The organism is Micromonospora echinofusca (assembly GCF_017614955.1).
Lineage (GTDB): Bacteria > Actinomycetota > Actinomycetes > Mycobacteriales > Micromonosporaceae > Micromonospora > Micromonospora echinofusca_A.
Window position 1 is genome coordinate 1 of the sequence record NZ_WVUH01000066.1, and the last position, 25,280, is coordinate 25,280.

Annotated in this window: 26 protein-coding genes and 1 pseudogene; 23 read left to right on the forward strand and 4 right to left on the reverse strand. The window is 72.5% G+C overall.

From position 1 onward, the window contains the following. Window positions 1-411: Lrp/AsnC family transcriptional regulator (locus GSF22_RS10405; protein ID WP_208813310.1), on the reverse strand; the 411-nt coding region annotated here is incomplete at its 3' end. A 146-nt stretch (window positions 412-557) separates the two neighbouring features. On the opposite strand from GSF22_RS10405, the gene GSF22_RS10410 reads away from it, so the two are divergent. The 14 genes from GSF22_RS10410 (at window position 558) to GSF22_RS10475 (ending at window position 13,510) form a co-directional block, all read left to right on the forward strand. Then, window positions 558-1,460, forward strand: a complete 903-nt coding sequence (locus tag GSF22_RS10410; RefSeq protein WP_208813311.1) for a tryptophan 2,3-dioxygenase — start codon at window positions 558-560, stop codon at window positions 1,458-1,460. 57 nt (window positions 1,461-1,517) lie between these two features. Then, window positions 1,518-2,798, forward strand: a complete 1,281-nt coding sequence (gene kynU / locus GSF22_RS10415) for a kynureninase (protein ID WP_208813312.1) — start codon at window positions 1,518-1,520, stop codon at window positions 2,796-2,798. Then, complete coding sequence (locus GSF22_RS10420) at window positions 2,798-4,129, forward strand: FAD-dependent oxidoreductase (RefSeq protein WP_208813313.1); 1,332 nt, start codon at window positions 2,798-2,800, stop codon at window positions 4,127-4,129. Before kynU ends, GSF22_RS10420 begins: the two co-directional genes overlap by 1 nt. Before the next feature lie 17 nt (window positions 4,130-4,146). Beyond that, on the forward strand, window positions 4,147-5,628 hold the full coding sequence (locus GSF22_RS10425) for a 2-hydroxymuconic semialdehyde dehydrogenase (RefSeq protein ID WP_208813334.1): 1,482 nt from the start codon (window positions 4,147-4,149) through the stop codon (window positions 5,626-5,628). Beyond that, the gene (locus GSF22_RS10430) at window positions 5,625-6,419 is read left to right on the forward strand and encodes a 2-keto-4-pentenoate hydratase (protein ID WP_208813314.1); all 795 of its coding nucleotides are present in this window, start codon (window positions 5,625-5,627) and stop codon (window positions 6,417-6,419) included. The genes GSF22_RS10425 and GSF22_RS10430 overlap by 4 nt, the downstream gene beginning before the upstream one ends. Further along, entirely contained in the window at window positions 6,416-7,348 is a 933-nt protein-coding gene (locus GSF22_RS10435; RefSeq protein ID WP_208813315.1) for an acetaldehyde dehydrogenase (acetylating), read from the forward strand. Before GSF22_RS10430 ends, GSF22_RS10435 begins: the two co-directional genes overlap by 4 nt. Continuing rightward, entirely contained in the window at window positions 7,345-8,409 is a 1,065-nt protein-coding gene (gene dmpG, locus GSF22_RS10440; RefSeq protein ID WP_208813316.1) for a 4-hydroxy-2-oxovalerate aldolase, read from the forward strand. Before GSF22_RS10435 ends, dmpG begins: the two co-directional genes overlap by 4 nt. Next, window positions 8,406-9,194 carry a 2-keto-4-pentenoate hydratase gene (locus GSF22_RS10445; RefSeq protein ID WP_208813317.1) on the forward strand — a complete coding sequence of 263 codons (789 nt, stop codon included), beginning with the start codon at window positions 8,406-8,408 and terminating at the stop codon, window positions 9,192-9,194. Before dmpG ends, GSF22_RS10445 begins: the two co-directional genes overlap by 4 nt. After that, window positions 9,191-9,661, forward strand: coding sequence for a RidA family protein (locus GSF22_RS10450; RefSeq protein WP_208813318.1), 471 nt, complete (start codon window positions 9,191-9,193; stop codon window positions 9,659-9,661). The genes GSF22_RS10445 and GSF22_RS10450 overlap by 4 nt, the downstream gene beginning before the upstream one ends. After that, window positions 9,658-10,182, forward strand: coding sequence for a 3-hydroxyanthranilate 3,4-dioxygenase (locus GSF22_RS10455; protein WP_208813319.1), 525 nt, complete (start codon window positions 9,658-9,660; stop codon window positions 10,180-10,182). The genes GSF22_RS10450 and GSF22_RS10455 overlap by 4 nt, the downstream gene beginning before the upstream one ends. Beyond that, a complete protein-coding gene (locus GSF22_RS10460) occupies window positions 10,182-11,234 on the forward strand; it encodes an amidohydrolase family protein (RefSeq protein WP_208813320.1) in 1,053 nt (350 codons plus the stop codon). Before GSF22_RS10455 ends, GSF22_RS10460 begins: the two co-directional genes overlap by 1 nt. Window positions 11,235-11,292: 58 nt before the next feature. Next, window positions 11,293-12,735: an amidase gene (locus GSF22_RS10465; RefSeq protein ID WP_208813321.1), complete on the forward strand. Its 1,443-nt coding sequence runs from the start codon at window positions 11,293-11,295 to the stop codon at window positions 12,733-12,735. 69 nt (window positions 12,736-12,804) lie between these two features. After that, a complete protein-coding gene (gene ctaJ / locus GSF22_RS10470; protein WP_439957757.1) occupies window positions 12,805-13,113 on the forward strand; it encodes an aa3-type cytochrome oxidase subunit CtaJ in 309 nt (102 codons plus the stop codon). Then, window positions 13,100-13,510, forward strand: a complete 411-nt coding sequence (locus GSF22_RS10475; protein WP_208813322.1) for a DUF5130 family protein — start codon at window positions 13,100-13,102, stop codon at window positions 13,508-13,510. The genes ctaJ and GSF22_RS10475 overlap by 14 nt, the downstream gene beginning before the upstream one ends. 76 nt (window positions 13,511-13,586) lie before the next feature. Here the strand turns inward: GSF22_RS10475 and GSF22_RS10480 are convergent, their stop codons facing one another. Both GSF22_RS10480 and pepN read right to left on the reverse strand, forming a co-directional pair. Continuing rightward, the gene (locus tag GSF22_RS10480) at window positions 13,587-14,150 is read right to left on the reverse strand and encodes a Uma2 family endonuclease (RefSeq protein WP_208813323.1); all 564 of its coding nucleotides are present in this window, start codon (window positions 14,148-14,150) and stop codon (window positions 13,587-13,589) included. An 81-nt stretch (window positions 14,151-14,231) separates the two neighbouring features. After that, window positions 14,232-16,817 carry an aminopeptidase N gene (pepN, locus tag GSF22_RS10485; protein WP_208813324.1) on the reverse strand — a complete coding sequence of 862 codons (2,586 nt, stop codon included), beginning with the start codon at window positions 16,815-16,817 and terminating at the stop codon, window positions 14,232-14,234. Between the two features lie 190 nt (window positions 16,818-17,007). On the opposite strand from pepN, the gene GSF22_RS10490 reads away from it, so the two are divergent. From GSF22_RS10490 to GSF22_RS10505, 4 genes are all read left to right on the forward strand, one after another. Next, on the forward strand, window positions 17,008-17,634 hold the full coding sequence (locus tag GSF22_RS10490; RefSeq protein ID WP_208813325.1) for a mycothiol-dependent nitroreductase Rv2466c family protein: 627 nt from the start codon (window positions 17,008-17,010) through the stop codon (window positions 17,632-17,634). A gap of 236 nt (window positions 17,635-17,870) precedes the next feature. Then, window positions 17,871-18,221: a hypothetical protein gene (locus GSF22_RS10495; protein ID WP_208813326.1), complete on the forward strand. Its 351-nt coding sequence runs from the start codon at window positions 17,871-17,873 to the stop codon at window positions 18,219-18,221. A 170-nt stretch (window positions 18,222-18,391) separates the two neighbouring features. Continuing rightward, entirely contained in the window at window positions 18,392-19,603 is a 1,212-nt protein-coding gene (locus GSF22_RS10500) for a DUF1015 family protein (RefSeq protein ID WP_208813327.1), read from the forward strand. A gap of 112 nt (window positions 19,604-19,715) precedes the next feature. Further along, complete coding sequence (locus GSF22_RS10505; RefSeq protein WP_208813328.1) at window positions 19,716-20,183, forward strand: ribose-5-phosphate isomerase; 468 nt, start codon at window positions 19,716-19,718, stop codon at window positions 20,181-20,183. A gap of 139 nt (window positions 20,184-20,322) precedes the next feature. On the opposite strand, the gene GSF22_RS10510 is transcribed toward GSF22_RS10505, so the two are convergent. Continuing rightward, window positions 20,323-20,670, reverse strand: a complete 348-nt coding sequence (locus tag GSF22_RS10510; RefSeq protein WP_208813329.1) for a hypothetical protein — start codon at window positions 20,668-20,670, stop codon at window positions 20,323-20,325. Window positions 20,671-20,838: 168 nt separating this feature from the next. On the opposite strand from GSF22_RS10510, the gene GSF22_RS10515 reads away from it, so the two are divergent. The 5 genes and pseudogenes from GSF22_RS10515 to GSF22_RS10535 all read left to right on the forward strand — a co-directional run. After that, window positions 20,839-21,435 (forward strand): hypothetical protein, encoded by a 597-nt coding sequence (locus GSF22_RS10515; RefSeq protein WP_208813330.1) that lies wholly within the window; start codon window positions 20,839-20,841, stop codon window positions 21,433-21,435. A 466-nt stretch (window positions 21,436-21,901) separates the two neighbouring features. Beyond that, window positions 21,902-22,261 carry a WXG100 family type VII secretion target gene (locus GSF22_RS10520; RefSeq protein WP_280116824.1) on the forward strand — a complete coding sequence of 120 codons (360 nt, stop codon included), beginning with the start codon at window positions 21,902-21,904 and terminating at the stop codon, window positions 22,259-22,261. 36 nt (window positions 22,262-22,297) lie between these two features. After that, entirely contained in the window at window positions 22,298-22,594 is a 297-nt protein-coding gene (locus GSF22_RS10525) for a WXG100 family type VII secretion target (protein WP_208813332.1), read from the forward strand. Between the two features lie 86 nt (window positions 22,595-22,680). Further along, window positions 22,681-23,682: a hypothetical protein gene (locus tag GSF22_RS10530; RefSeq protein WP_208813333.1), complete on the forward strand. Its 1,002-nt coding sequence runs from the start codon at window positions 22,681-22,683 to the stop codon at window positions 23,680-23,682. 12 nt (window positions 23,683-23,694) lie between these two features. Then, window positions 23,695-25,280, forward strand: a pseudogene (locus GSF22_RS10535) (hypothetical protein); the annotation flags it as partial.

Sequence of the window (25,280 nt, forward strand, 5' to 3'; positions counted from 1 at the left end):
GTCCAGCGGGGTGGAGAGCACCATGGTGCTGGACGGCTGGCCGTACGGGGCGAGCCGGTCGATCACCCGCTCGAAGGCGTCGATCGAGCCGGCGGCCACCTTGAGCATGCTGCACGCGTCACCGGTGATCCGGTGGATCTCCAGGATCTCCGGCCAGTCGGGTACCTCCGGGTCGCGCAGGATGCAGCGTGGCCCGTAGCAGGACATCCGGATCAGCGCGACCACGGACCGCCCGGCCCGGGCCAGGTCGATGTGGGCGTGGTACCCGGTGACCACCCCGGACTCCTCCAACCGGCGTACCCGCTCCGCCACCGCAGGTGGGGACAGGTGTACCCGGCGGGACAGCTCGCTGAAGGAGAGCCGCGCGTCGGCCTGCAGCTCCCGCAGCAGCGCCCAGTCCATCTCGTCCACGCTTGACTTTCCCTTCCCCAGGTCCTGAGCCCGAACCGCCGTCGGTCCGTGAGGTCACCAGGCTACTTCGCCGTTGTTTCGGCATTCCGTTCAATGATTCACCTACGGCACCATGACGCTACCCGGCCCGAGAAGGGAGACGACAGGTGAAGAGCACCGACCTGCACGCACCTGCTGGTACCACCGTGCTGCGCCCGGTGACGGCCCAGGAACGCGCCCGGCGGGCGGCGGCGAACGCGGGGGAACCGACCCTGGAGTTCGACGGTCAGGTCCCCTACGACGCGTACGTGCGGGCGAGCACCCTGCACCGGTTGCAGCAGCCGCTCGGCGACGACCCGGGCGAGATGTCCTTCCTGATGGTCAGCCAGATCATGGAGCTGTACTTCAAGCTCACCTGTTTCGAGCTGCGCGGGGCGCAGGAGCTGCTGCGCGCCGACCGGGTCACCGACGCCCTCGCCCCGCTGCGTCGGGCCGGCATGCACCTGGAAGGGCTCAACGGCGCCTGGCGGGGCCTGCGCTGGATGACCCCGGCCGACTTCAACCGGTTCCGTAACCTGCTCGGCGAGGCGTCCGGCCTCCAGTCGGCCATGTACCGGCACCTGGAGATCCTGCTCGGCCTGCGCAACGAGACCCTGATCCGGCCCTTCCGCCGGCAGACCGACGTGTACGCCGACCTGGTCGCCGACCTGCACGCGCCGAGCCTCTGGGACGACGTGCTCGCCCTGCTCGGCCGGCAGGGTCACCCGCTCCCGGCCGACCTGCCGCGCGCCGACCCGACCACCGAACACACCCCGTACCCCGAGGTCGAGGCGGCCTGGGTGCGGATCTACGCCGACCCCCGGCCGGAGAACCACCTCTGGCTGCTCGGCGAGGCGTTGACCCTGATCGCCGAGGAGTTCGGCGACTGGCGGTACCACCACCTCAAGGCGGTGCAGCGGGCCATGGGCGCCAAGGTGGGCAGCGGCGGCTCCAACGGCCTGGCATGGTTGCAGCGCAGCATGGCCCGGGTGGTCTTCCCCGAGCTGTGGTCGGCCCGTACCGCCATGTGACCGGCTGCCGCGAGGCCGCCCGTACCCGCCCGTGACCGGAGAGCGAGAAACACCGCAGTGACGAACATCCCCGAAGCCGAGGCGCACCGCCTGGACGCCGCCGACCCCGGTTACCGGGCCCGGTTCCACATCCCACCCGCCGAGGGCGGCCGCTACCCCGAGGTCGCGTACCTCGCCGGCAACTCGCTCGGCCTGCAACCCCGGGCCACCCGGGACGAACTCCTCGCCGATCTGGACGCCTGGCGCACCCTGGGCGTGGAGGGGCACCTGGAGGCGGAGCGACCCTGGCTGCCGTACCACGAACTGCTCACCGGCCCGGCCGCGCGACTGGTCGGCGCCCGGCCGGAGGAGACCGTGGTGATGAACTCCCTCACGGTCAACCTGCACCTGCTGATGGTCTCCTTCTACCGCCCGTCCGGCGCCCGGACCCGGATCGTCGTCGAGGACACCACCTTCCCGTCGGACAGCTACGCGGTCCGCAGCCAGGCCCGGTTCCACGGGCTCGACCCGGACGACACGGTGGTCCGGCTGCGCCCCCGCCCCGGCGAGGAGAACCTGCGCACCGCCGACGTGCTCGACTACCTGGCCCGCGACGGCGACCGGGTGGCGCTGGTGCTGCTCGGCGGGGTCAACTACCTCACCGGCGAGCTGATGGACATCCCGGCGGTCACCGCCGCCGCCCGGGCCGCCGGTGCGGTGGTCGGCTGGGACCTGGCGCACGCCGCCGGGAACGTGCCGCTCGCCCTGCACGACTGGGACGTCGACTTCGCCGCCTGGTGCTCCTACAAGTACCTGAACTCCGGGCCGGGCGCGCTCGGCGGGGTGTTCATCCACAGCCGGCACCTCGGCGACCGCAGCCTGCCCCGCTTCGAGGGCTGGTGGAGCACCGACCCGGCCACCCGCTTCGAGATGACCCCGGTCTGCCGGCCGCTGCCCACCGCCGACGCCTGGCAGGTCTCCAACCCGCCGATCTTCGCGATGGGGCCGGTGCGTACCTCGCTGGAGCTGTTCGACAGCGTCGGCATGACCGCCCTGCGGGAGCGCAGCGTCCGGCTCACCGGGTTCCTGGAGCGGCTGCTCGACGAGGTCACCGCCGACCGGCCGCTGACCGTGGTCACCCCGCGCGACCCGGACCGGCGCGGCTGCCAGCTCTCCGTCCGGATCGGCCGGGGCAGCGCCGCCGACCTGACCAAACGGCTGCGGCACGAACACGGGGTGATCGCCGACGCCCGGGAGCCGGACATCGTCAGGTTCGCCCCGGTGCCGCTGTACTCGACGTACCACGACTGCTGGCGGGTCGCCGACGCGCTGGCCGCCACCGTCGCAGAGGAGGGCTGATGCGGGACGACGAGATCGCGGTGGTGGGCGCCGGCCTGGCCGGCTGCCTCACCGCCTGCTTCCTGGCCCGCCGTGGCTACCGGGTGGCGCTCTACGAACGGCGTCCCGACCCGCGTACCGGCACCGTCGAACGGGGCCGCTCGATCAACCTGGCGCTCTCCGAGCGGGGCCTGGACGCCCTGCGCCGGATCGGCCTCGCCGAGCAGGTGATGGCCGACGCCCTGCCCATGCGCGGCCGGATGATCCACCCGGTACAGGGGGAGACGAACTTCCAGCAGTACAGCGTCTCCGGGGACCGGGCGATCAACTCGATCAGCCGGGGCGCGCTGAACAACGCGCTGCTCGACGCCGCCACCCGGCTGCCCGGGGTGCGGGCCGCCTTCGACCACCGGCTGGTCGGCCTCGAACCGGCCACCGGTGAGATGCGCTTCGAGACCCCGACCGGCGAGGTCACCGCCACCGCCGCCGTGGTGCTCGGCACCGACGGCGCCGGCTCCGCGGTGCGCCAGCAGCTCCTCGGGTACGGCCTGCTGACCGAGCGCGTCGACTTCCTCGACTACGGGTACAAGGAACTCACCATCCCGGCGGTCGACGGGGAGTTCGCCCTCGACCCGGACGCGCTGCACATCTGGCCGCGCGGCACCTCGATGATGATCGCGCTGCCCAACCCGGACCGCTCCTTCACCTGCACGCTCTTCTGGCCGAACGAGGGGCCGGGCAGTTTCGTCGCGCTCACCGACCCGGCCGCCATCGAAGCGCACTTCGCCAGCCACTACCCGGACGTGCCGCCGCTGGCCCCGAAGCTGGTCGACGACTACCAGCAGAACCCGGTCGGGCAGCTCGGCACGGTGTACTGCACGCCCTGGCAGGTGCACGGCCGGGTCGCGCTGCTCGGCGACGCGGCGCACGCCATCGTGCCGTTCTACGGGCAGGGCGCGAACTGCGCGTTCGAGGACGTGGTGGAGCTGGACCGCTGCCTCGACGAGTGCGGCGACGACTGGGCCGCCGCCCTGCCGCTGTTCGAACAGCGCCGGCAGGAGAACGCCGGGGCGATCGCCGAGATGGCCCTGGCCAACTTCGTGGAGATGCGGGACAAGGTCGCCTCGCCGCTGTTCCAGCTCGGCCGCCGGGTCGAGCACACCCTGGAACGGGCGCTGCCCGGCCGGTACGTTTCCCGGTACGAGCTGGTGTCGTTCAGCACCACCCCGTACGCCGAGGTGCGCCGCCGGGTCCGCCGGCAGCACCGGATCCTCGGCGCGGTCGCGGCCGGCGCGGCGGCGCTGCTGCTGGGGGCCGTCACCGCCGCCGTACGCTCCGGGAGGCGTCGATGAACTGGGATCCGGTCCTGATGTCCGGCCGGGCGGCCGGGGAGCCGGGGCTGCTGCGCAACTTCGTCGGCGGCGAGTTCCTGCCCGCCGGGAAGACCTTCGCCAAGGCCAGCCCGGTCACCGGCGAGACCGTCTTCGAGGTGGCCGAGGCGGACGCCGCCACGGTCGACGCGGCGGTCACCGCCGCCCGGGCTGCCCTGCGCGGCCCGTGGGGGCGGATGGGTGAGCGGGAACGGGCCGAGGTGCTCCGCCGGGTCGCCGACGAGCTGGAACGGCGCTTCGACGACCTGGTGACCGCCGAGGTCGCGGACACCGGCAAGTCGATCTCCCAGGCCCGGACCCTGGACATCCCACGCGGGGCGGCGAACTTCCGGGCGTTCGCCGAGATCGTCGCCACCGCACCGACCGAGTCGTTCACCACGGTCACCCCGACCGGCGGCCGGGCGTTGAACTACGCGGTCCGCAAACCGGTGGGCGTGGTCGCCGTCGTGGTCCCGTGGAACCTGCCGCTGCTGCTGCTCACCTGGAAGGTCGCCCCGGCCCTGGCCTGCGGCAACGCCGTGGTGGTCAAGCCCAGCGAGGAGACCCCCGCCTCGGCGACCCTGCTGGCCGAGGTGATGGCCGCCGCCGGCGTACCCGACGGGGTGTTCAACCTGGTGCACGGCTTCGGGCCGGACTCGGCGGGGGAGTTCCTCACCCGGCACCCCGGCGTGGACGCGATCACCTTCACCGGCGAGTCGTCCACCGGCAGCACCATCATGCGGGCCGCCGCCGACGGGGTGAAGGCGGTCTCGTTCGAACTGGGCGGCAAGAACGCCGGCCTGGTCTTCGCCGACGCCGACCTGGACGCGGCGGTCGCCGGCTCGGTCCGGTCCAGCTTCACCAACGGCGGTCAGGTCTGCCTCTGCACCGAACGGATCTACGTGCAGCGGCCGGTCTTCGAGGAGTTCGCCGACCGGCTCGCCCGGCGCGCGACGGAACTGCCGTTCGGCTGGCCGGCCGACGAGGCCACGGTGAACATGCCGCTGATCTCGCACCCGCACCGGCGCAAGGTGCTCGGCTACTACGACCTGGCCCGGGACGAGGGTGCCGAGGTACTGGCCGGGGGTGGTGTGCCGGTCTTCGGTGACCTCCGCGACGGCGGCGCGTACGTCCAGCCGACGGTGCTGGTCGGGCTCGGCCCGGACGCCCGGACGAACACCGAGGAGATCTTCGGCCCGGTGGTCCACCTCGCCCCCTTCGACGACGAGGAGGAGGCGTACGCGCTGGCCAACGGCACCGAGTACGGCCTGGCGGCGGCGGTCTGGACCCGCGACGTCGGCCGGGCGCACCGGGCCGGCGCCCGGCTCGACGCCGGCATCGTCTGGGTGAACACCTGGTTCCTGCGTGACCTGCGCACCCCGTTCGGCGGCGTCAAGGCCTCCGGCATCGGCCGGGAGGGTGGCGTGCACTCGCTGGACTTCTACTCCGAACTCACCAACGTCTGCGTGGATCTGGGATGACCGACATCGAACGGGCGGCCGGTGAGCTGCTCCAGGCCCGGGAAACCGGCAAACCCTGCCCGCCGCTGCGCGGTCGGCTGCTGCCCGAAGGCGACGTCGACGCGGCGTACCGGGTGCAGCGGCACCAGGTGGAACGGTGGCTGGCCGCCGGGCACCGCCGGGTGGGCGCCAAGATCGGCCTGACTTCCCGGGCGGTGCAGGAGAACCTCGGCGTGCACCAGCCCGACTTCGGCGTGCTGCTGGACAGCATGGCCGTACCGGACGGCGACGAGATCGACGTGACCCGGCTGCTCCAGCCCCGGGTGGAGGCGGAGATCGCCTTCGTGCTCGGTGCCGACCTGCCCGAGGAACGGGTCACCACGGTCGACGTCATCCGGGCCGTCGACCACCTGCTGCCGGCCATCGAGGTGGTCGACTCGCGGGTGGTCGACTGGGACATCTCCATCGTCGACACGGTGGCCGACAACGCCTCCAGCGCGCTCTACGTGCTCGGTACCACCCCGCGTCGGCTCGCCGACGTGGACCTGCGGCTCTGCGGCATGGTGCTGGAACACGCCGGGGAGCCGGTCTCGGTCGGCGCCGGGGCGGCCTGCCTGGGCAACCCGCTGCACGCGGTGGCCTGGCTCGCGCAGACCATGGCCCGCGCCGGTGACCCGCTGCGGGCCGGGGAGGTGGTGCTCTCCGGGGCGCTCGGCCCGATGGTCCCGGTCACCCCGGGCGCCGCGTACGAGGCCCGGATCTCCGGGCTCGGCTCGGTCCGGACCTGCTTCAGCGAAGGAGTACAGCGATGACCACCGGCGTGGCGGTGATCGGGTCGGGCAACATCGGTACCGACCTGATGATCAAGGTGCTGCGGCTCAGCACGGAGCTGCGCATGGTGGCGATGGTCGGCATCGACCCCGACTCCGACGGCCTGGCCCGGGCCCGCCGCCTCGGTGTGGCCACCACCGCCGAGGGCGTGGACGGGCTGGTGGCGATGCCCGAGTTCGCCGACGTCGAGCTGGTCTTCGACGCCACCTCGGCCGGCGCCCACCGGTACAACGACGCGGTGCTCGCCGCGCACGGCCGTACCGTGGTCGACCTGACCCCGGCCGCCATCGGGCCGTACGTGGTCCCGCCGGTCAACCTCGACCAGCACCTCGGCGAGCGCAACGTCAACATGGTCACCTGCGGCGGGCAGGCCACCGTGCCGATCGTGGCCGCCGTCGGCCGGGTCACCCCGGTGGCGTACGGGGAGATCGTCGCCTCGATCGCCTCGAAGTCGGCCGGCCCGGGTACCCGGGCCAACATCGACGAGTTCACCGAGACCACGGCCCGGGCGATCGAGGTGGTCGGCGGCGCGCGGCGCGGCAAGGCGATCATCGTGCTGAACCCGGCCGACCCGCCGCTGCTGATGCGGGACACCGTCTACTGCCTCTGCCCGGACGGCGGGGCGGACCGGGCGGCCATCGCCGACTCGGTGCGGGACATGGTCGCCACCGTCGCGGAGTACGTCCCCGGGTACCGGCTGAAGCAGGACGTCCAGTTCGACCGGGTGGACAGCCACGTCCCGGCGCTCGGCGGGCACTTCACCGGGTTGCAGGTCTCGGTCTTCCTGGAGGTCTCCGGCGCCGGGCACTACCTGCCCGCGTACGCCGGCAACCTGGACATCATGACCTCGGCGGCGCTGCGGACCGCCGAGCGGCTGGTCGCCGTCCGGCGGGAGGGGGCACTGCGATGACCGAGCTGTACATCCAGGACGTGACGCTGCGCGACGGGATGCACGCCATCGGGCACCGGTACACCGTTGACCAGGTGCGGTCGATCGCCGCCGCGCTGGACGCCGCCGGGGTGGCGGCCATCGAGGTGGCGCACGGCGACGGACTCGCCGGGTCCAGCGTCAACTACGGCCACGGCGCGGCCAGCGACGCCGAGTGGATCGCCGCCGCCGCCGAGGTGCTGACCGGCGCGAAACTCACCACCCTGCTGCTGCCCGGCATTGGCACCATCGCCGACCTGCGGGCGGCCCGTGACCTCGGGGTGACCAGCGTCCGGATCGCCACCCACTGCACGGAGGCGGACATCTCCGCGCAGCACATCACCTGGGCCCGGGAGAACGGCATGGACGTCTCCGGGTTCCTGATGATGTCGCACATGAACGACCCGGCCGGGCTGGCCGCGCAGGCGAAGCTGATGGAGTCGTACGGCGCGCACTGCGTCTACGTCACCGACTCCGGGGGCCGGCTGCTGATGTCCGACGTCGCCGAGCGGGTCGACGCGTACCGGCAGGTGCTGGAACCGACCACCCAGATCGGCATCCACGCCCACCACAACCTCTCCCTCGGGGTGGCCAACAGCGTGGTGGCGGTCGAGCACGGCCGGATCGCCGGGGCGGGGCCGCTCGGCTCACCCGACGGCCGGACGGTCCGGGTGGACGCCTCGCTGGCCGGTCAGGGCGCCGGGGCCGGCAACGCCCCGCTGGAGGTCTTCGTCGCGGTCGCCGAACTGCACGGCTGGAAACACGGCTGCGACGTGTTCGCGCTGATGGACGCGGCCGAGGACCTGGTCCGGCCGTTGCAGGACCGGCCGGTCCGGGTGGACCGGGAAACCCTGTCGCTGGGCTACGCCGGGGTGTACTCCAGCTTCCTGCGGCACGCCGAACGGGCCGCCGAACGGTACGGGGTCGACGTCCGGTCGATCCTGATCGAGCTGGGACGACGCCGGATGGTCGGCGGTCAGGAGGACATGATCGTGGACGTGGCGCTCGACCTGGCGCGGCGGGACGGGGAGGAGACCCGATGACGGTCGACCAGGCGACGCCGGTGGACGTCGCGGCGCTGGCCGCCCGCCTCGACGCGGCGGCCCGCGACGCCGCCGCGACCCGGCAGCTCACCGACGAGGTCACCCTCGACGTGGACGGCGGGTACGCCGTGCAGACCGCACTGCTCGGGCGCCGGCTGGCCCGGGGTGAGCGCCTGGTCGGGCTCAAGATGGGGCTGACCAGCCGGGCCAAGATGGCCCAGGTCGGGGTGGACGAGGTGATCTGGGGCCGGCTCACCGACGGGATGCGGGTACCGGACGGCGGCACGGTCGACCCGGCCACCTTCATCCACCCCCGGGTGGAGCCGGAGGTCGCGTTCCTGCTCGACCGGCTGCCCGAGCCCGGTGAGCCGGTCGGGGACTTCACCGACGCGGTCCGGGCGGTCGCGCCGGCCATCGAGCTGATCGACTCCCGGTACGCCAACTTCCGGTTCTCGCTGCCCGACGTCGTCGCGGACAACGCCTCCGCCGCCGCGTACGCCATCGGCCCCTGGTCGCCGGTGCCGGACGGGCTGGACAACCTCGGGGTGCTGCTGGAGGTCGACGGGCGGATCGCCCAGGTCGGCTCGACCGCGGCGATCCTCGGCGATCCGCGTCGTGCCCTCGACGAGGGGCTCCGCCTCGCCGACCGGTACGGCGTCCGGCCCGCCGGGGGCTGGGTCTTCCTGGCCGGGGCGGCCACCGCCGCCGTACCGCTGAAGCCCGGCAGCCACGTCCGGGCGGTGGTGGAGAAGCTTGGTACGGCCACCCTGCGGGCGGCGGCATGAACGGGGGCGGCGGCGTGGACCGGACCGGTGGCCCGGGGTCGCCCGACGGCGCCCGGGTGGTGGCCGGCAAGGCCGTGCCACGCGGGTCGTTCCCGCACGTCAAGGTGGCGAACGGCTTCGTCTTCGTGTCCGGTACGTCGTCCCGCCGGCCGGACAACAGCTTCGCCGGGGTCGAGGTGGACGAGTTCGGTACCACCAACCTGGACATCCGGGTGCAGACCCGGGCGGTGATCGGGAACATCCGGGACCTGCTGCGCGCGGTCGGCGCGGACCTGTCGGATCTCGTACAGATCACCACGTACCTGGTGAACATGAACGACTTCGCCGGCTACAACGAGGTCTGGGCCGAACACTTCGACGCCACCGGCCCGACCCGTACCACGGTCGCCGTGCACCAGCTACCGCACCCGCACCTGCTGATCGAGATGCAGGCCGTGGCCGTACTACCCGAAGGGGGCGCACGATGAGCGAGATCGCCGAGCCGTTCAGCTTTCCCGGCTGGATCGCCGACAACCAGCACCTGCTCAAGCCGCCGGTCGGCAACAAGGAGCTCTTCCCCGGGCAGGACGACTTCATCGTCATGGTGGTCGGCGGCCCCAACCAGCGCACCGACTTCCACGTCGACCCGTACGAGGAGTTCTTCTACCAGATCAAGGGCAACATGCACATCAACCTGATGCTGCCGGACGGGCCGCGTACCGTGCACGTCCGCGAGGGCCAGATGTGGATGCTGCCGCGAAACACCCCGCACTCCCCGCAGCGCCCGGAACCCGGTTCGATCGGCATGGTGGTCGAGCGGGTCCGCGAGGAGGGCACCCTGGAGACGTTCCAGTGGTACTGCCCGGAGTGCGGGCACAAGGTGCACGAGGTGGAGTTGCAGGTCCGGGACATCGCCGCCGACCTGCCCCCGGTCTTCGGCGCGTTCTACGCCGACGAGGCCGCCCGGACCTGCGGCAACTGCGGTCACCTGCACCCGGGCAAGGGCTGATGGGTACCCCGGTGGTCGACGTGCACACGCACGTCGTACCCAAGGGGTGGCCCGACCTCGGCGCGGCGTGCGGCGGGTCCGGCTGGCCCTGGTTGCGGATCGACTCCGAACGCGCCGCCATGATCATGGTGGGGGAGACCGAGTTCCGCCCGGTCGGCGCCGAGTGCTGGGACGCCGGGACCCGGCTGACCGACATGGCCGCCGACGGGGTGGACCTCCAGGTGGTCTCGCCCACCCCGGTCTTCTTCGCCTACGACCGGCCGGCCGACCAGGCGGTCAAGGTGGCCCGGATCTTCAACGACCTGACCCTGGAGGTCACCTCGGCGGCCCCCGACCGGCTGGTGCCGTTCTGCCAGGTGCCGTTGCAGGACCCGGACGCGGCCTGCGCCGAACTGGACCGCTGCCTGGCCGCCGGGCACGTCGGGGTGGAGATCGGCAACCACGTCGGCGACCGGGACCTCGACGACGCGGGCATCGTCACCTTCCTCACCCACTGCGCCGAGGTGGGCGCCCCGGTCTTCGTCCACCCGTGGGACATGCCCGACGGGCCGCGCCTGGACCGCTGGATGGCCCGCTGGCTGACCGGGATGCCCGCCGAGACCCACCTGTCGGTCCTCGCCATGATCCTCGGCGGCGTCTTCGACCGGGTACCGGACTCGTTGCGGATCTGCTTCGCGCACGGCGGCGGCAGCTTCCCGTTCTGGCTGGGCCGGGCCGACAACGCCTGGCACCGCCGGGGCGACCTGGTCCGGGGCGCCTCGACCGCGCCGCCCGGCAGCTACCTCGACCGGTTCTACGTCGACTCGGTGGTCTTCGCCCCGGCCGCCCTGCGGCTGCTGGTCGACACCATGGGCGACGAACGGGTGCTCGTCGGCAGCGACTACCCGTACCCGCTGGGCGAACGGCCGGTCGGTGCGGTGGTGCACCGCGCGGACTTCCTCACCGGAGAGCAGCGGCAGCGGCTGCTCGGCGGCAACGCGCTGCGCTTCCTCGGCCGCTCCCAGGCCGCGTTTCACCTAGCGGCGTCGGGCGTCCCGGCCGACAGGTGTTAACAAGGGCCCCTTCCTATGCAGAAAACGATAGGAAGGGGCCCTTCCTTACCATTGCCGGATGAGTGAGCCGCACGACCTGACCGCACTGGAACAGGCCGCCGCCATCGACCGGGGTGAGTTGAGCAGCGTCGAGCTGGTCGACCACTACCTGACCCGGATCGACGCGCTCGGCGACACCGTGGGCGCGTTCGTCACGGTGACCGGGAAACGGGCCCGGAGCCAGGCACAGGAAGCCGACGCGGTACCCAGGGACGGGCGGGGACCGCTGCACGGCGTACCGACCGCGATCAAGGACCTGACCCTGACCGCCGGGGTCCGCACCACCTTCGGGTCGGCCGCCTTCGCCGACTTCACCTCACCGATCGACGCCGACGTGGTCCGGCACCTGCGCGCCGCCGGGCTGGTCAGCCTCGGCAAGACCACCACCTCGGAACTGGGCTGCTCGCTCTACTCGGAGACCCTGGTCGCCCCGCCGGCCCGTAACCCCTGGGAGCTGTCGTACACCGCCGGTGGCTCCAGCGGCGGTGCGGCGGCCGCCGTCGCGGCGGGCCTGGCCCCGGTCGCCCAGGGCTCCGACGGTGGCGGTTCGCTGCGCATCCCCGCGTCGATCTGCGGCCTGGTCGGCTACAAGCCCAGCCGGGGTACGGTCTCCGGCGGGCCCCTCGGGTTCGGCGCGTTCGGCCTGCCCATCAACGGTCCGATCGGCCGGACCGTGACCGATGTCGCAGCCCTGCTCGATGTGATGTCCGTCCCGGTGCCGGGCGAGCCGTACCTGCCCCCACCGCCCCCCGAGGGCGGTTACCTGGCTGCCGCCCGGCGCGCCGCACCGGGGCGGCTGCGGATCGGCCGGTTCACCACCGGCATGCTCGCCGACGAACCGCCGCACCCGGACTCGCTGGCCGCCGTCGAGCGGGCCGCCACCCTGCTCACCGCCGCCGGCCACGAGGTGGTCGAGGTCCCCGCACCGTTCGGCCCCGAGTCGTGGCCGCTGTTCCGGACCGTCTGGTACGTCATGGCGCTCGCCCCGATGCCCGCCGACCGGGAGAGCCGGCTGCTCCCGCTGACCCGGTACCTGCGGGAGCAGGGTGCGCAGGTCAGCGCCGGTGCACTGATGTCCGCCCTCGGCGAGTTGCAGGCCCTGGTCCGCCGGGCGGCGCGTCGGACCGCCGGGGTCGACCTGCTGCTCTGCCCGACCCTGGCGACCCCGCAGGCCCCGGTCGGCTGGTTCACCGGACCGGGTGACCCGGCCGAGGATTTCGACCGGCAACGGCGGTTCTCGCCGTACTGCGCGGTCTTCAACCTCACCGGCCAGCCATCGGTCTCCGTACCGGTCGGCATCACCGGGGACGGTCTGCCGGTCGGTGTCCTGCTGACCGCCGGGTACGGCGAGGACGCCCGGTTGCTGGCCGCCGCCGCCCAGCTCGAACAGGTTTCCGGCGGGTGGGATCGCCACCCCGCGATCTGGGGGGCCGTGCCCTCCAGTAACGTGAACAGCAGCTGAGTCGGGCGGCCGGCTGACCTCGCTCGTCCATCCGACCGGTGCTCTGGTCTCTCTTACCGCCTGGGGGCGTTGGGATTGTCTGTTACCGAGACGTTGGTGGTCTTCGTCGGCATCCCGGCAGTCGTGGTGCTGGTGGTCGCCGCGCTGGCGTTCGCCGGTGGCCACGGCGGCAGTGGTGGTGCCAAGCGCTACCGGCCGGGCCGGCCCTTCGACTTCACGCCGGTCTGGTTCCTGAGCCGCCCGGAGCTGCTGGCCGACTCGGCCGGGGCGGCGCTCACCGCCGGTGCCCAGGCTCCGGCGCTGACCAGCCGCAAGCTTGAGGAGGCGGGCACCGCGGTGCCGGCCGGTGGAACCGGAGGCGCAAGTGACCGTTGGTGAGAAGTCGGTCGAGGTGGGTACCCGGCCCGAGGTGCTGGACGGCCCGTTCTCGACCCGTCAGCTGCTCCGGATCGACGAGGCCCTGCGCATCGCCGACCAGGGGACCGGGCTGGTCTTCTCGGTCTTCGTCGGCGGTCTGGACGAGCCGGTCCGGGCACACGCCGAGCGGCTGCACGCCCAGCTCGCCGAGCCGTCCCGCTCGGTGCTGATCGCGATCTCGCCCAACCAGCGGCAGTTGGAGATCGTCACCGGCAAGGAGGCGCGCAAGCGCATCCCGGACACGTACGCCAAGCTGGCCGCGCTCTCCATGGTGGCCGCCTTCGGCGGCGGTGACCTGGCCGGCGGCATCATCAGCGGCCTGGACCAGCTCGCCAGCCACGCCGGCAAGTCGCTCTGACGTATCGGCCCCGCCGCGTTTCCGGGTACTTCCGGAAACGCGGCGGGGCCGCGTCGTTTCCGGCGCCCGGTGCCGGTCAGGCCGTCCAGGCCGCCGGGACGACCGTCACCGCGAAGGGCAGCTCGACCCGGAGCTGGTCCGCCGGCCCCACCGAGCCGACCAGCTCGTAGTGCCCGATCTTGGCGCGTTGGTAGAGGTGCGCCGCCGGGCCCAGGTCGGTCCGCTCGATCCGCCAGTACGACTCGATGCCCGCCTCCGCGTACAGGGCGGGTTTGGTGAACCGGTCGTGCCGCCGGCTGCCCGGTGACTCCACCTCCACCACCAGCGCGACGTGGAGGGGCTCGTGCCACCGCACGCCCCGGGGCGCACCCGGCCGGAGCACGGTCAGGTCGGGGATCAGGTTGCCGGCGGGAACCCGGAGCCCGATCTCCCGGATCACCCGCCAGCCGGGCGGCGCGGCGCCGCGCAGCGCCAACCGGATCTCGTCGGCCAGCTCGTGGTGGTCGTCATCCGCAGGGGGTGTCACGTGCAGGCTCCCGTCGACCAGCTCGTAACGCTGCCCGTCCTCGGGCAGGCGGAGCAGGTCGTCCTCCCGCCACCCCTCGGCCGGCGGCTGCCAGTCGAAGCTCGGTTGTGCCATCGGGCTCACCTCCTCCGGACACGATAACGGCCCGGGGGCGGCGCGGTTACGGACCGCGCCGGCCCCGGGCCGGGTACCCGATCAGGCGCTGCGGGCGTCCCGCTCACGGGCCCTGATCGACCGGACGATGCTGTCCCGGCCCTCGGCGACCAGCCGGCGCAGCGGCGCCGGACGGTCCGGCAGGGCGAGCCAGGCATCGGTGGCCGACACCGTGTCGGCGTCCACGTGGTAGGCCGGGTAGGCGAACTGGACGAACTCCTGCGCCGGCTCGCTGTCCCGGCTGGCCCAGATCTGGTCCACCACCGCGAAGTAGCGCTCCCGGTACGACTCGGTCAGCTCCACCTGCGCCGGGTGGTAGAAGCCCTGGAGCAGGGCCCGGTGCCGCCAGTTCGGCAGGGTGTCCGGACCGGTCAGCTCCGCCCACACCGCCGCCTTGTTCTCCGGGGTCGGCAGCAGCGCCCGGGTGAGCGCCGCCTCCCGCTCACCGCTGGCCGTCCGGTCCCGGGCCAGCTCGGCGTCGATCTCCGCCGGACCGGCCACCCCGTTGGCCACCAGCGCCCCCAGCAGCGTCCAGCGCAGCCCGGTGTCGATGGTCAACCCGGTCGGCACCTCCACCCCGTCCAGCCAGCCACGCAGCGCCGCCAGGTGGGTGTCCGAGCGGGCCGCCGAGGCAAACGCCCGCGCCCAGGCGAGCTGGAAGCCACTGCCCGGCTCCATCCGGTGCAGCGCCTGCCAGGCGCTGCTGGCCAGGTCGGCCCAACCGGTCGGCGCCCAGGCCGGGTCGGCGTAGAAGGACAGCGTGCTGGCGACCTGCCGCAACGTCGGGGTGACCAGGTTGATGTCGGTCTCGGCGGGCAGCCCGGCCAGGGCCAGCGCCACGTAGTCCCGGGCGGAGAGTTCCGCGTCCCGGACCATGTCCCAGGCCGCCGTCCAGCACAGCGCCCGCGCCAGCGACGAGTCGAACGCCCCGATGTGCTGCACCACGCACGCCATCGACCGGTCGTCCAGGCGCAGCTTCGCGTACGTCAGGTCGTCGTCGTTGAGCAGCAGCACGTCCGGTACCCGTACCCCGCGCAGGTCGGTCAGCTCGGTGCGGTCCCCGGCCACGTCGACCTCGATCCGCTCCCGGCGGACCAGTGCCCCGTCGACCAGGTCGTAGAGGCCCACCCCGATCCGATGGGTACGCAGCGTGGGGTGCCCGGCCGGTGCCTCCTGGTGCACGGTGACCCGCTCGTAGGTGCCGTCCGCGCCGACCGTCACCTCCGGCCGCAGCGTGTTGACCTGTGCCGTCTCCAGCCACTGGGCGGCGAACTTGCGCAGCTCCCGGCCGGAGGCGGTCTCCAGTTCGGAGAGCAGGTCGTCGAAGGTCGCGTTGCCCCAGGTGTGCTTGGCGAAGTAGGCCCGCAGACCGGCGAGGAACGGATCCAGCCCCACGTACGCCACGAGCTGCTTGAGCACGCTGGCGCCCTTGGCGTACGTGATGCCGTCGAAGTTGACCTCGACCGCCGCCAGGTCCGGCATCTCGCAGTAGACCGGGTGGGTGGAGGAGAGCTGGTCCTGCCGGTAACCCCAGTTCTTCCGGACCGCCAGGAACGTCGTCCACGCGTCGGTGAACCGGGTGGCGTGGGTGTTGCACCAGTGGCTGGCCCACTCCGCGAACGACTCGTTCAGCCAGAGGTCGTTCCACCAGCGCATGGTGACCAGGTCACCGAACCACATGTGGGCGAGCTCGTGCAGGATCGTGTTGGCCCGCTGCTCGTACTCGTAGTCGGTCACCTGGGAACGGAAGATGTAGTGCGACTCGGCGTGCGTCACGCAGCCGAAGTTCTCCATCGCCCCGGCGTTGAAGTCCGGCACCCAGAGCTGGTCGTACTTGGGCAGCGGGTACCGCACCCCGAACTGCTCGTGGAAGAAGTCGAAGCCCTGCTTGGTGACGGTCGACAGGTCGTCCGCGTCGAGGTACTGGGCCATGCTCCGGCGGCAGAAGAAGCCCAGGTCGATGCCGTCGTGCTGGTCCCGCACCTCGTGGTACGGGCCGGCGCAGAGCGCGGTGATGTAGGTGCTCATCCGGGCCGAGGTGGCGAAGTGGACGGTCTTCGACTCCTCCCCGGCCGCCTCCTCCCGCTCCACCGGCATGTTGGACACCACCCGCCAGTGCGCCGGGACGGTGGCGTGCCAGGTGTAGACGCTCTTCAGGTCCGGCTGGTCGAAACAGGCGAAGACCCGCTGCGCGTCAGCCGTCTCGAACTGGCTGTACAGATAGGTCTCGCCGTCCACCGGGTCGACCGACCGGTGCAGACCCTGGCCGCTGCTGGAGTACGCGAAGTCCGCATCCACCACCAGGGTGTTCTCCGCGGCCAGCCCGGTCAGGGCCAGGCCCTTCTCGGCCGACCAGCCGGTGACGTCCAGCGGGCTGCCGTTGAGCGTCGCCGCCCGGACCGACTCGGCGGCCACCTCGATGAACGTGGTCGCACCCGGCTCGGTGCAGCTGAACCGGACCTCGGTCACCGAACGGAAGGTGCGGCTGCCGGCCGCCTGCCCGGCGTCCGACAGGTCGAGGGCGATGTCGTACCCGGTGACGTCGAGCAGGCGGGCCCGCTCCGTCGCCTCGACCTGTGTCAGGTTGCGTACTCCCGGCACTCTGTATCTCCATCCGATTCTCGCCATACTCGACGGCGTTGCCAGCGCGGGGACCGCTCGTGGCGGTCCGCCCCCGACCGAGTCTTCCATGACCGGCGCCCGTCGGTGGCCGAGGTCACCGTCTCATTCACCTGTCGACCACAGCGGTGGGGGGTGAAGATTCAGTGGAAAATGCACCCGGGCGTCGCGACGTCCGGTCCTTCCGGAGGGACTTTCTGTGACCGAACGTGTCACTGTCGACATGTGGTTCGACCCGATCTGCCCCTGGGCCTGGATCACCTCCCGCTGGCTGCTGGAGGTCGAGCAGGTCCGGCCGATCGACGTCCGGTTCCACGTCATGAGCCTGTCGGTACTCAACGAGGGGCGGGACGTACCGGAGCAGTACCAGAAGCTGATGGAGAGCGGCTGGGGACCGGTGCGGGTCTGCATCGCGGTGGAGCAGCAGCACGGTGCCCAGGCGGTCCGTGATCTCTACACCGCTCTCGGTACCCGGATCCACCTGGGCGGGCAGGAACTGGGCCCGGAGTTGTTCGCCGCCGCGCTCGCCGAGGTCGGACTGGACCCGGCGCTCGCCGAGGTGGCCGGCTCCACCGGGTACGACGAGGCGCTGCGGGCCAGCCACGAGGCGGGCATGCGGCCGGTCGGCCAGGACGTCGGTACGCCGGTGATCCACGCCCCCGGTCCGGTGGCGGGGGAGAAGGTGGCCTTCTTCGGCCCGGTGATCACCCCGGCGCCCCGGGGTGAGGCGGCCGGCCGACTCTGGGACGGTGTCCTGCTGGTCGCCGGAACGCCCGGCTTCTACGAACTCAAGCGGACCCGCACCCTCGGCCCCATCTTCGACTGAGGTGCAAGGAAGGGCCCCCGCTTAACGCTTTCGGTAGTGGAAGGGCCCCTTGTTAACACGGCCGTGTTAACAAGGGGCCCTTCCTTGCACCGGGGAGCCCGGCTGCTGTCCCGGCCCGGGAACGCGTGACCGGGCAGTGGTCGGCATCGTTGCACTGGGTGTCGTCGCGGCCGGGTGCCGGACCGCGGTTCCGCGGTGGGCGACCGGCCGCACCGGTGACCGGAGGAGGCAGCCAGATGGGCAAGCACAGTCGTACCGCCACCGACGGGTCGACGCCCCGTCAGTCCCGGGAAGCGGCCTCGGAGCACCTCGGTACCGGGTACTGGTCGGTCGACGACTGCGCCTGGCCCACGGTCCAGCCCGACCTGCCCGGACACCTGGTCGACCTGCTCGCCCCGCCGATCGTGGTGGGCGTCGCCCCGGTGGCGGCCCCGTCGCGCCTCAGCTTCCCCGGTCCGGCCGTGCCGGTACCCGCCCGGTCCCGTCCGGGACCGGTCCCGGCCGCGCGGCTGCGCCCGGTCGGCCCGCCCCCGGTCCCGGCCCCGACCAGCCCGGGACGGCACCGTCGGCCGGGTGACCCGGCCTGACGGGCCCGTCGAAGCCGGCCACCCCGACCGGGGCAGTCCCGTCGAAGCCGGCCACCCCGACCGGGGCGGGCCACCGGGGCCGGCCACCCGGTCAGGAACGGTCACACCAACCAGTGGACACGTCCGGGGTGTCCGTCGCGGCGCCGTCGGCCAGCGGTAGCGTCAGCGGCATGACGGTCGTGCATCCGATCGCCCGGGCCTGGATCACCACTGGCGGCACCGGCGCGCAGAACTACGACGAGTTCGCCGACGACGCGGAGATCACCGCGATCATCGAGGCGAACCCGCACAGTGCCCTTGCCATCGAGATGCCCCACCGGGCGCCCGGGAGTCTCGGTCGGTCCTTCCTCGACGCGCTCCCCGACGCGGTCGCCCGGCTCGCCGAGGCCAAGGCGGACGGCAGCTACACCCCGGCCGAGCAGGTCGTGGTCCTGTACCGGATCAGCTCGCCGCTCGACGAGCCGGCGTACGGCATGTTCGCGCTGGTGGACACCGACGAGATCTCCACCAGCGCGGACGAGCCGGGGCTGGTGATCCGCAACGAGGACGTCTTCATCGCCAAGGTGCGCGAGCGGGTGGCGCTCGCCGAGGCGCTCGGTCACCTGCTCTCACCGGTACTCCTGCTCCAGACCGGGCGGGGCGACGAGCTGCACGCCGCACTCGCGGCGGCCACCGACGCGGCCGGCGCCCCGGCCGCCACCGACACCGACCAGGCGGGGCGTACCCACGCCATCTGGCTGCTGGGCCCCGGGCCGGAGCAGGACGCCCTGCGCGACCTGGCCGGCGGCGGGGAGCTGGTGGTGGCCGACGGCAACCACCGTAGCCTGGCCGCCCAGACCGGTGGGCTGCCCCGCTTCCTGGCCGTGATCACCACACCCGCCTCGGTGGCGATCCAGCCCTACAACCGGCTGGTCAGCGAGCTGACCGTCGGCGCCGACGAGCTGCTCGACCGGCTGCGCGACGCGGGGGCCCGGGTCGAGCCGCTGGACGGGCCGGTCGACGTACCGGCCTCGGGCGGGACGGTCCACCTCTACCTCGCCGGTCGGGGGTACGCGATCACCCTGCCGGCGGGCCCCGGCGGCGTGGTGGAGAACCTCGACCACGCGCTGGTCGAGCGGTTCCTGCTGCGTGACGCGCTCGGGCTGGACCCGGGCGACAAGCGGGTCACCTACGTCGGTGGCGACTATCCGGCCTCCTGGCTGACCGGCGAGGTTGACGCGGGTCGTGCCGAGCTGGCGGTGCTGATCGCCCCGGTGACCGTCGACGACTTCGTCGCGGTCAACCTGGCCCGGGAGAAGATGCCGCGCAAGAGCACCTGGTTCACCCCGAAGGCCCGTGGCGGCCTGGTCCTCGCCGAGCTGGGGACCGACTCCGCCCGCTGAACGGGGTGTCCGACCGCCCGGCCGCCCCACGGGGGCGGCGGTGGTGTGACGAATCGCGTCCACGGCGCCGCCCCTGCGGCGCCGTGGAGAGCGGCCTGTCAGACTGCGCGGTATGCGCGTCTACCTGGGCTCCGATCACGCCGGTTACGAGTTGAAGATGCACCTGGTCGGTCATCTGGCCAAGCAGGGCTACGAGGTGGTCGACGTCGGGCCGCACGCCTACGACCCGGACGACGACTACCCGGCGTTCTGCCTGCACACGGGTGACCGGGTGGTGGCGTCCCCGGGCAGCCTGGGTGTGGTCATCGGTGGTTCCGGCAACGGTGAGCAGATCGCCGCCAACAAGGTCGCCGGGGTGCGGGCGGCACTGGCCTGGAACCTGGAAACCGCCCAGCTCGCCCGGGAGCACAACGACGCCAACGTGGTGGCGGTCGGTGCCCGGCAGCACACCCTGGACGAGGCCACCCGGATCGTCGAGGCGTTCCTGAGCACCCCGTTCTCCGGCAACGAGCGGCATGCCCGGCGGATCGCCCAGGTCGCGGCCTACGAGAAGGCCCGCGAGCTGCCCGAACTGCCCTGACCCGGCGCCGGCGGCGGTCACCCGGCCGCCGCCGGCCATCGCGTCCAGGCACCCGGCTCCGGCATCCGAGCGTCCCGGTCACCCGGGCCGGCAAGCGTCCGGCCCTGCATCCGAGCCCGGGTCACCCGGGCCGGCCCGTTCAGCGGCCGGGGCGGGGCGACTCCTCCCGGGGTGTCCAGTTACGGCGTACCACGGTCACCCGACGCTCCGCCTCGGCCAGGTCCGCCTCGGTGGGGCGGGCGGCGTCCCGGGCCCGGAGCGCGGCGCCGGGCGCGACCTGCGAGGCACCCGACCCGACCAGCCCGCGCAGACCCCGCTCGCCGTCGCGGTCCTCCCCGCCGGGGGTACCGGGCCGGCGTCGTCCGGCGGGTGCCGGTGGACCGTCGTAGGGGTCGGTGGTCGCCGCCGATCCGTTGCCGTCGCCCCGTACCGTGCTCTCCGCCCCGCCGTGTCGCAGCCGGCGCCGCCGGCGCTCCGCATCCGCCATCAGCCGACCGTACCTGCTGAGCCGACGATCCGTACCGGTCGCGCGGGCCCGGTCGGTGTTTCCGGGTGGTCTCCCGGCGCGTGGCCGGGCGACCGATTTGTGCACTGGCTACCCTCGAACCAGCGGGGCCGTCCGGCCGGACGGGTTCCCGGCGATGGGGAGGACGACATGGCAGACCAGACGCGACCGTGGGCGGAGCGGACCGTCGAGGTGCCGCCGCAGCCGAACGGCGTCGGGGTGCCGTCGCAGCGGGGACGGGCTGCGGTTCCCCCGCCGCCCGACGCCGCCGACCCGACCCGGCAGGAGGGCTTCCTGCGCGGGGTCGCCTCGGTGGGGGCCCGCCGGGCGCCCCGGACCGAGCAGTTCACCGCCGTCGGGTCGGATCCGGCCGACGCGCACTGGGGGGAGCAGTCGCGCCCCCGGTTGCCGCTGAGCTACCACGTGGCGCAGCTCAAGCTCGGTGGCGAGTGGAGTGCGGCGGGTGGGCTGTTCGCCTTCGTCTGCTGGGGTGTCTGGGCGATCTCCGCCCGGGGGGACCTGACCAGCCCGGTGATGACGTTCGTCCTGTCCCTCCTCGTCGCGGTCGGGCTGTTCGGGCTCGCCCGGCTGCTCGGTCGGGTGGTCTGGGAGCGGCAGCTCGGCCGGGTCCGCCGTACCGCCCGGGGCGCGCACCTGGTGACGGCGGTCTTCCTGGTCGGGCTCGGGCTGGCCTACCTGCGACAGACCGAGTGGGTGGTCTCCGCCTGGAACTGGGTCTTCGGCTGACCCGTCGTCGACGCGCGTGGGCCCGGGGCGTCGCCCCGGGCCTGCGGTGTCGACGGGTCCGGTCAGGTCCGCTGGCCGGTACCGGGCCCCTCGCGGTCGGCCAGCGGTGAGGCCAGTCACTTCCCGGCGTCCTCCACACCGGACTCGCCCCCGTCCGACGCGACCATTCCGTCGTAGTTGTAGACGACGGCGGCGCCAGATCTGTGGAACCCGTGCGGATCGGCGGGGCAAAGGTCACCGGTTGATTAACCTGAGTTGGGGCCTCTGCATTGACGGATCCGAATCTTTGCTGGTTGGAGTGGTGGCGGGTGTTTCACCCTGGTCGCGGGCGACTGGGCTGAGCTGGTCTGAGTGGACGAAGCACGATAGTTTCACTTTCGCAAAAACGCGACGTATGAGCGGTCATGCGCGCGAGGGGAGGCTCCCCTGGCCGGGGGGCGTCACGACGAAGCGGGGTGAATCCACCTTGACAGGTACTCCAGGCGTTGGGCAGGTACATGCCACCCAGGACCAGCTGAACACGATGGCGCAGCGCTGTATGGACACCGGCGAAGGGCTGGCGACCGGGATGGCGCAGCTGCTCGACCGGATCCAGGCGCTGGGCGGCGCGGGGATGCGGGGCTCGGCGAACAACGCGTTGCAGAGCGTGTCCGCCGACCTGAACTCCGGCCTGACCACCATCCTCAACGCGCTCGACGAGCTGGCCGGCAAGATCAGCAACGCCTCCTCCCAGTACGGCGTGAACGACGAGGACGCGGCGCGGGAGATCCGGGCCGCCGCCGAGGCCACCGGCAACAGCAGCGTCATCGCGGCGCTGCGCGGCTGAGCACCCGGACGAGAGACCTGGAGAGGCGATAGTCAGATGACCGATCCCAACTCGATCACCTACAACTTCGGTGCGATCACCGACGTCGCAACCGCGATCGGCACGTACCAGGGGCAGATGGACAACGCCCTGTCGGATCTCTACACGCAGTTCACCCAGCTCTTCGCCCAGGACTGGTCCGGTTCCGCCGGCCAGGCGTGCGACGAGGCGCGGGCGAAGTGGAACCAGGGCGCGACCGAGATCAAGGAGGCGCTCACCCGGCTCGGGGTCAGCCTCGGTGCCTCGGCCGACCGCATGCAGCAGGTCGACCAGCAGATCGCCGCTGGTATGTGATCCGCCCACGGGTGGTGCCCCACGACGCCGGGGCACCGCCCGTGGTACGGCTCCGCACGGGTTGACGTTGATCGGGGGAGGGCACAGTGGGTCGACCGGATGATCGTGGCGACGGCGGGGGTTCGCCGTCGGACTACAAGTCCTTCGCGGGACCTGACGTCAACGTCGACATCACCGACCTGGGTAGCTACTACCTGGAGATGCTCGACGTGCAGGCGGACGCCACCGGGCCGGCGGCCATGGAGGTGTCGGCCATGACCCAGCTGATCCAGGAGGGGCTGGCCCGCCCCGCCGGGGCAGCCGGGGTGTTCCCGGAGGGCGCCGCCGCCGCCCGGTTGCTGAGCCACCGGCAGAGCGACTTCCAGTACTTCCTGCGCGACGTGCTCGACGGTATCCGCAACATCGGCTCGGCGGCCCTGGTGGTCGCCGAGATGTACGAGGGCACCGACCGGGAGTCGGCGGCCGGCCTCGACGACGTCTCCTTCGCCTTCTCCGACCCGGGGGCCAAGCCGCCACCCGGCTTCCGTCCGGTGGAGTCCTGGTCGGAGTACGAAACCCGGATGGCCCAGCAGAGCGGCCAGACCGCGATGGCCCTGAGCGGCAACGACGACCTGGCCCGGGTGATCTACCCGGCCAACGGGGTGACGATCTACCTCTACCCGGACGGCTCCAGCAAGCAGGTCACCACCACCCAGTCCAGCGGGTCGTACGAGGTGGGCACCACGACCACCACGACGTTCTACGGTCCCGGCTCGGTGGTGCTCCAGACCACCACCGAGCAGGACAGCCGGGTCTACGGTGGATACCAGGTGCAGAGCACGACGACCACCCGGGGCGACGGTGGCAGTTCCCGGACCTCCACGGTGACCGACCCGGACGGCACCATGACGGTCACCAACGAGACGACCGTCACCACCACCGGTGCCGACGGCAAGCCGAAGGAGCAGACCACCACCTCGGACCCGGTCGTCATCGAGCCGGGGCAGCACCGCACCGAGCCCGACATGGGCCCGGTGCAGCAGGCCGAGCAGCAGCTCGACACGGCCGGCGAGGACTGGTTCGTCAAAGAGTTCGGTCGCGGGTACTAGGGGGACGGTGCGATGGGTGGCGAGGACCCGTACTTCGGCTACAGCACGTCGGACAACACCCTGCTGCTGCAGAGCCGGCAACTGGCCCGGCGGATGGGCGAGGACATCCGCTACTACCCGCCGCCGGAGAGCGGGGAGTACATCGAGCCGACCATCAACTGGGACGATCCGAAGTTCAGCGACGCCGACCAGGAACGCTCCAACCAGCTGTTCGCCAACGACAGCATCGAGAAGATCTACCAACGGGTGATGGCCCAGAACGCGAACGCGGTCCGGGAGGCCGCCGACCAGTGGTACCGGGTCAGCCAGGTCATCCAGGACATCTCCGACCGGGTACTGAACGCCGCCCGGGGGCTGAAGTACGGCGGCGACGGCAGCCCCGGCAACTCCGGCGGCTGGACCGGCAAGGGCGCCGACGCCTTCCTCGCCCGGGGGCCGGGCGCCACCCTGAAGTCCCTCGACGACTGGCGCAGCGCCGCCATCACCAACTGGCTCGGCACGCTCTCCCTCGCCGACACGATCACCAGCCACCAGAGCCGGATGAGCACCCTGTACGCCGAGTACAAGCAGGCGATGGTGACCTTCGGCCGGGAGTGGCAGGAGCGCAACATCGGCACCGACGTGTCGATCGAGGACGCCGGTCCCCACGCCCAGGACAAGTACGTCACCGCGCTGCGTACCGAGCAGATCATGTGGAGCAAACGGGCCCAGCAGATCCAGTACGAGATGGCCCGGTCCTACTGGTCGATCATGAGCGAGGACCTGAACGGCGGCCGGGCCACCGTCTACGAGGGGCCGACCGACGCGGTCCAGCCCAACCCCGACTTCCTGGCCCGGTACATGCGGGGCCGGCTGCCGTCGATCGGCGGCCCGCCGCAGATCGGCGGGTCCCCGAACGTGACCACCCCGACGATCAGTACCCGGAACGTGCCCACGCCGGACCCCAACCTCCAGCGTGCGGTGGGCCGCCTGGTCGCCGAGCAGACCGGGACCGGTCAGGACCGGGGGCAGCAGACCACCCCCACCCCGGAGATCACCGTCCCCGAGGTGGGTACCCCGACGCCGACGTTGCCGACCGCACCGGTCGTCCCGCCCGTGGTACCGGGAGTCGGCAACCTGCCGGTCCGGGGCGCCCCGAACGCGCCCGGCGTACCCGGGCTCCCCGGTACCGGGCAGCAGCCCGGCACCGGTTCGCTGCCGAACTCCGCGCTCACCCGGGGTACGAACCTGCTGGGCGACGCGCGCGGCGGGGTGCCCGGGGTGCTGCGCGGCGTACCCACCGTGCCGGGTACGCCCGGCGAGGGACTGCCGCCCTCCCCGCCGCAGAACCCGGCCCGGGGCGCACCGGGCACCCCGCAGTTCGGTGGTCGGGGCCCGCAGCGCACCATCGGTGCCGCCCCGCCCGGCTCGCAGCAGTCCGGACCGCCGGGGTCGTCGCTGCCACCGGGCACCCCGTCGGCGCCCCGCACCGGGGCACCGGGACCGGACGGCCGGAACGTGGCCGGACCGGCCGCCCCGGCTGGGGGGAACCGCACCAGCCAGTTCGGGAACCCGCCGGCCGCACCGTCCCGGCCGGTGCTGCGCGCCCCCCGGACCAC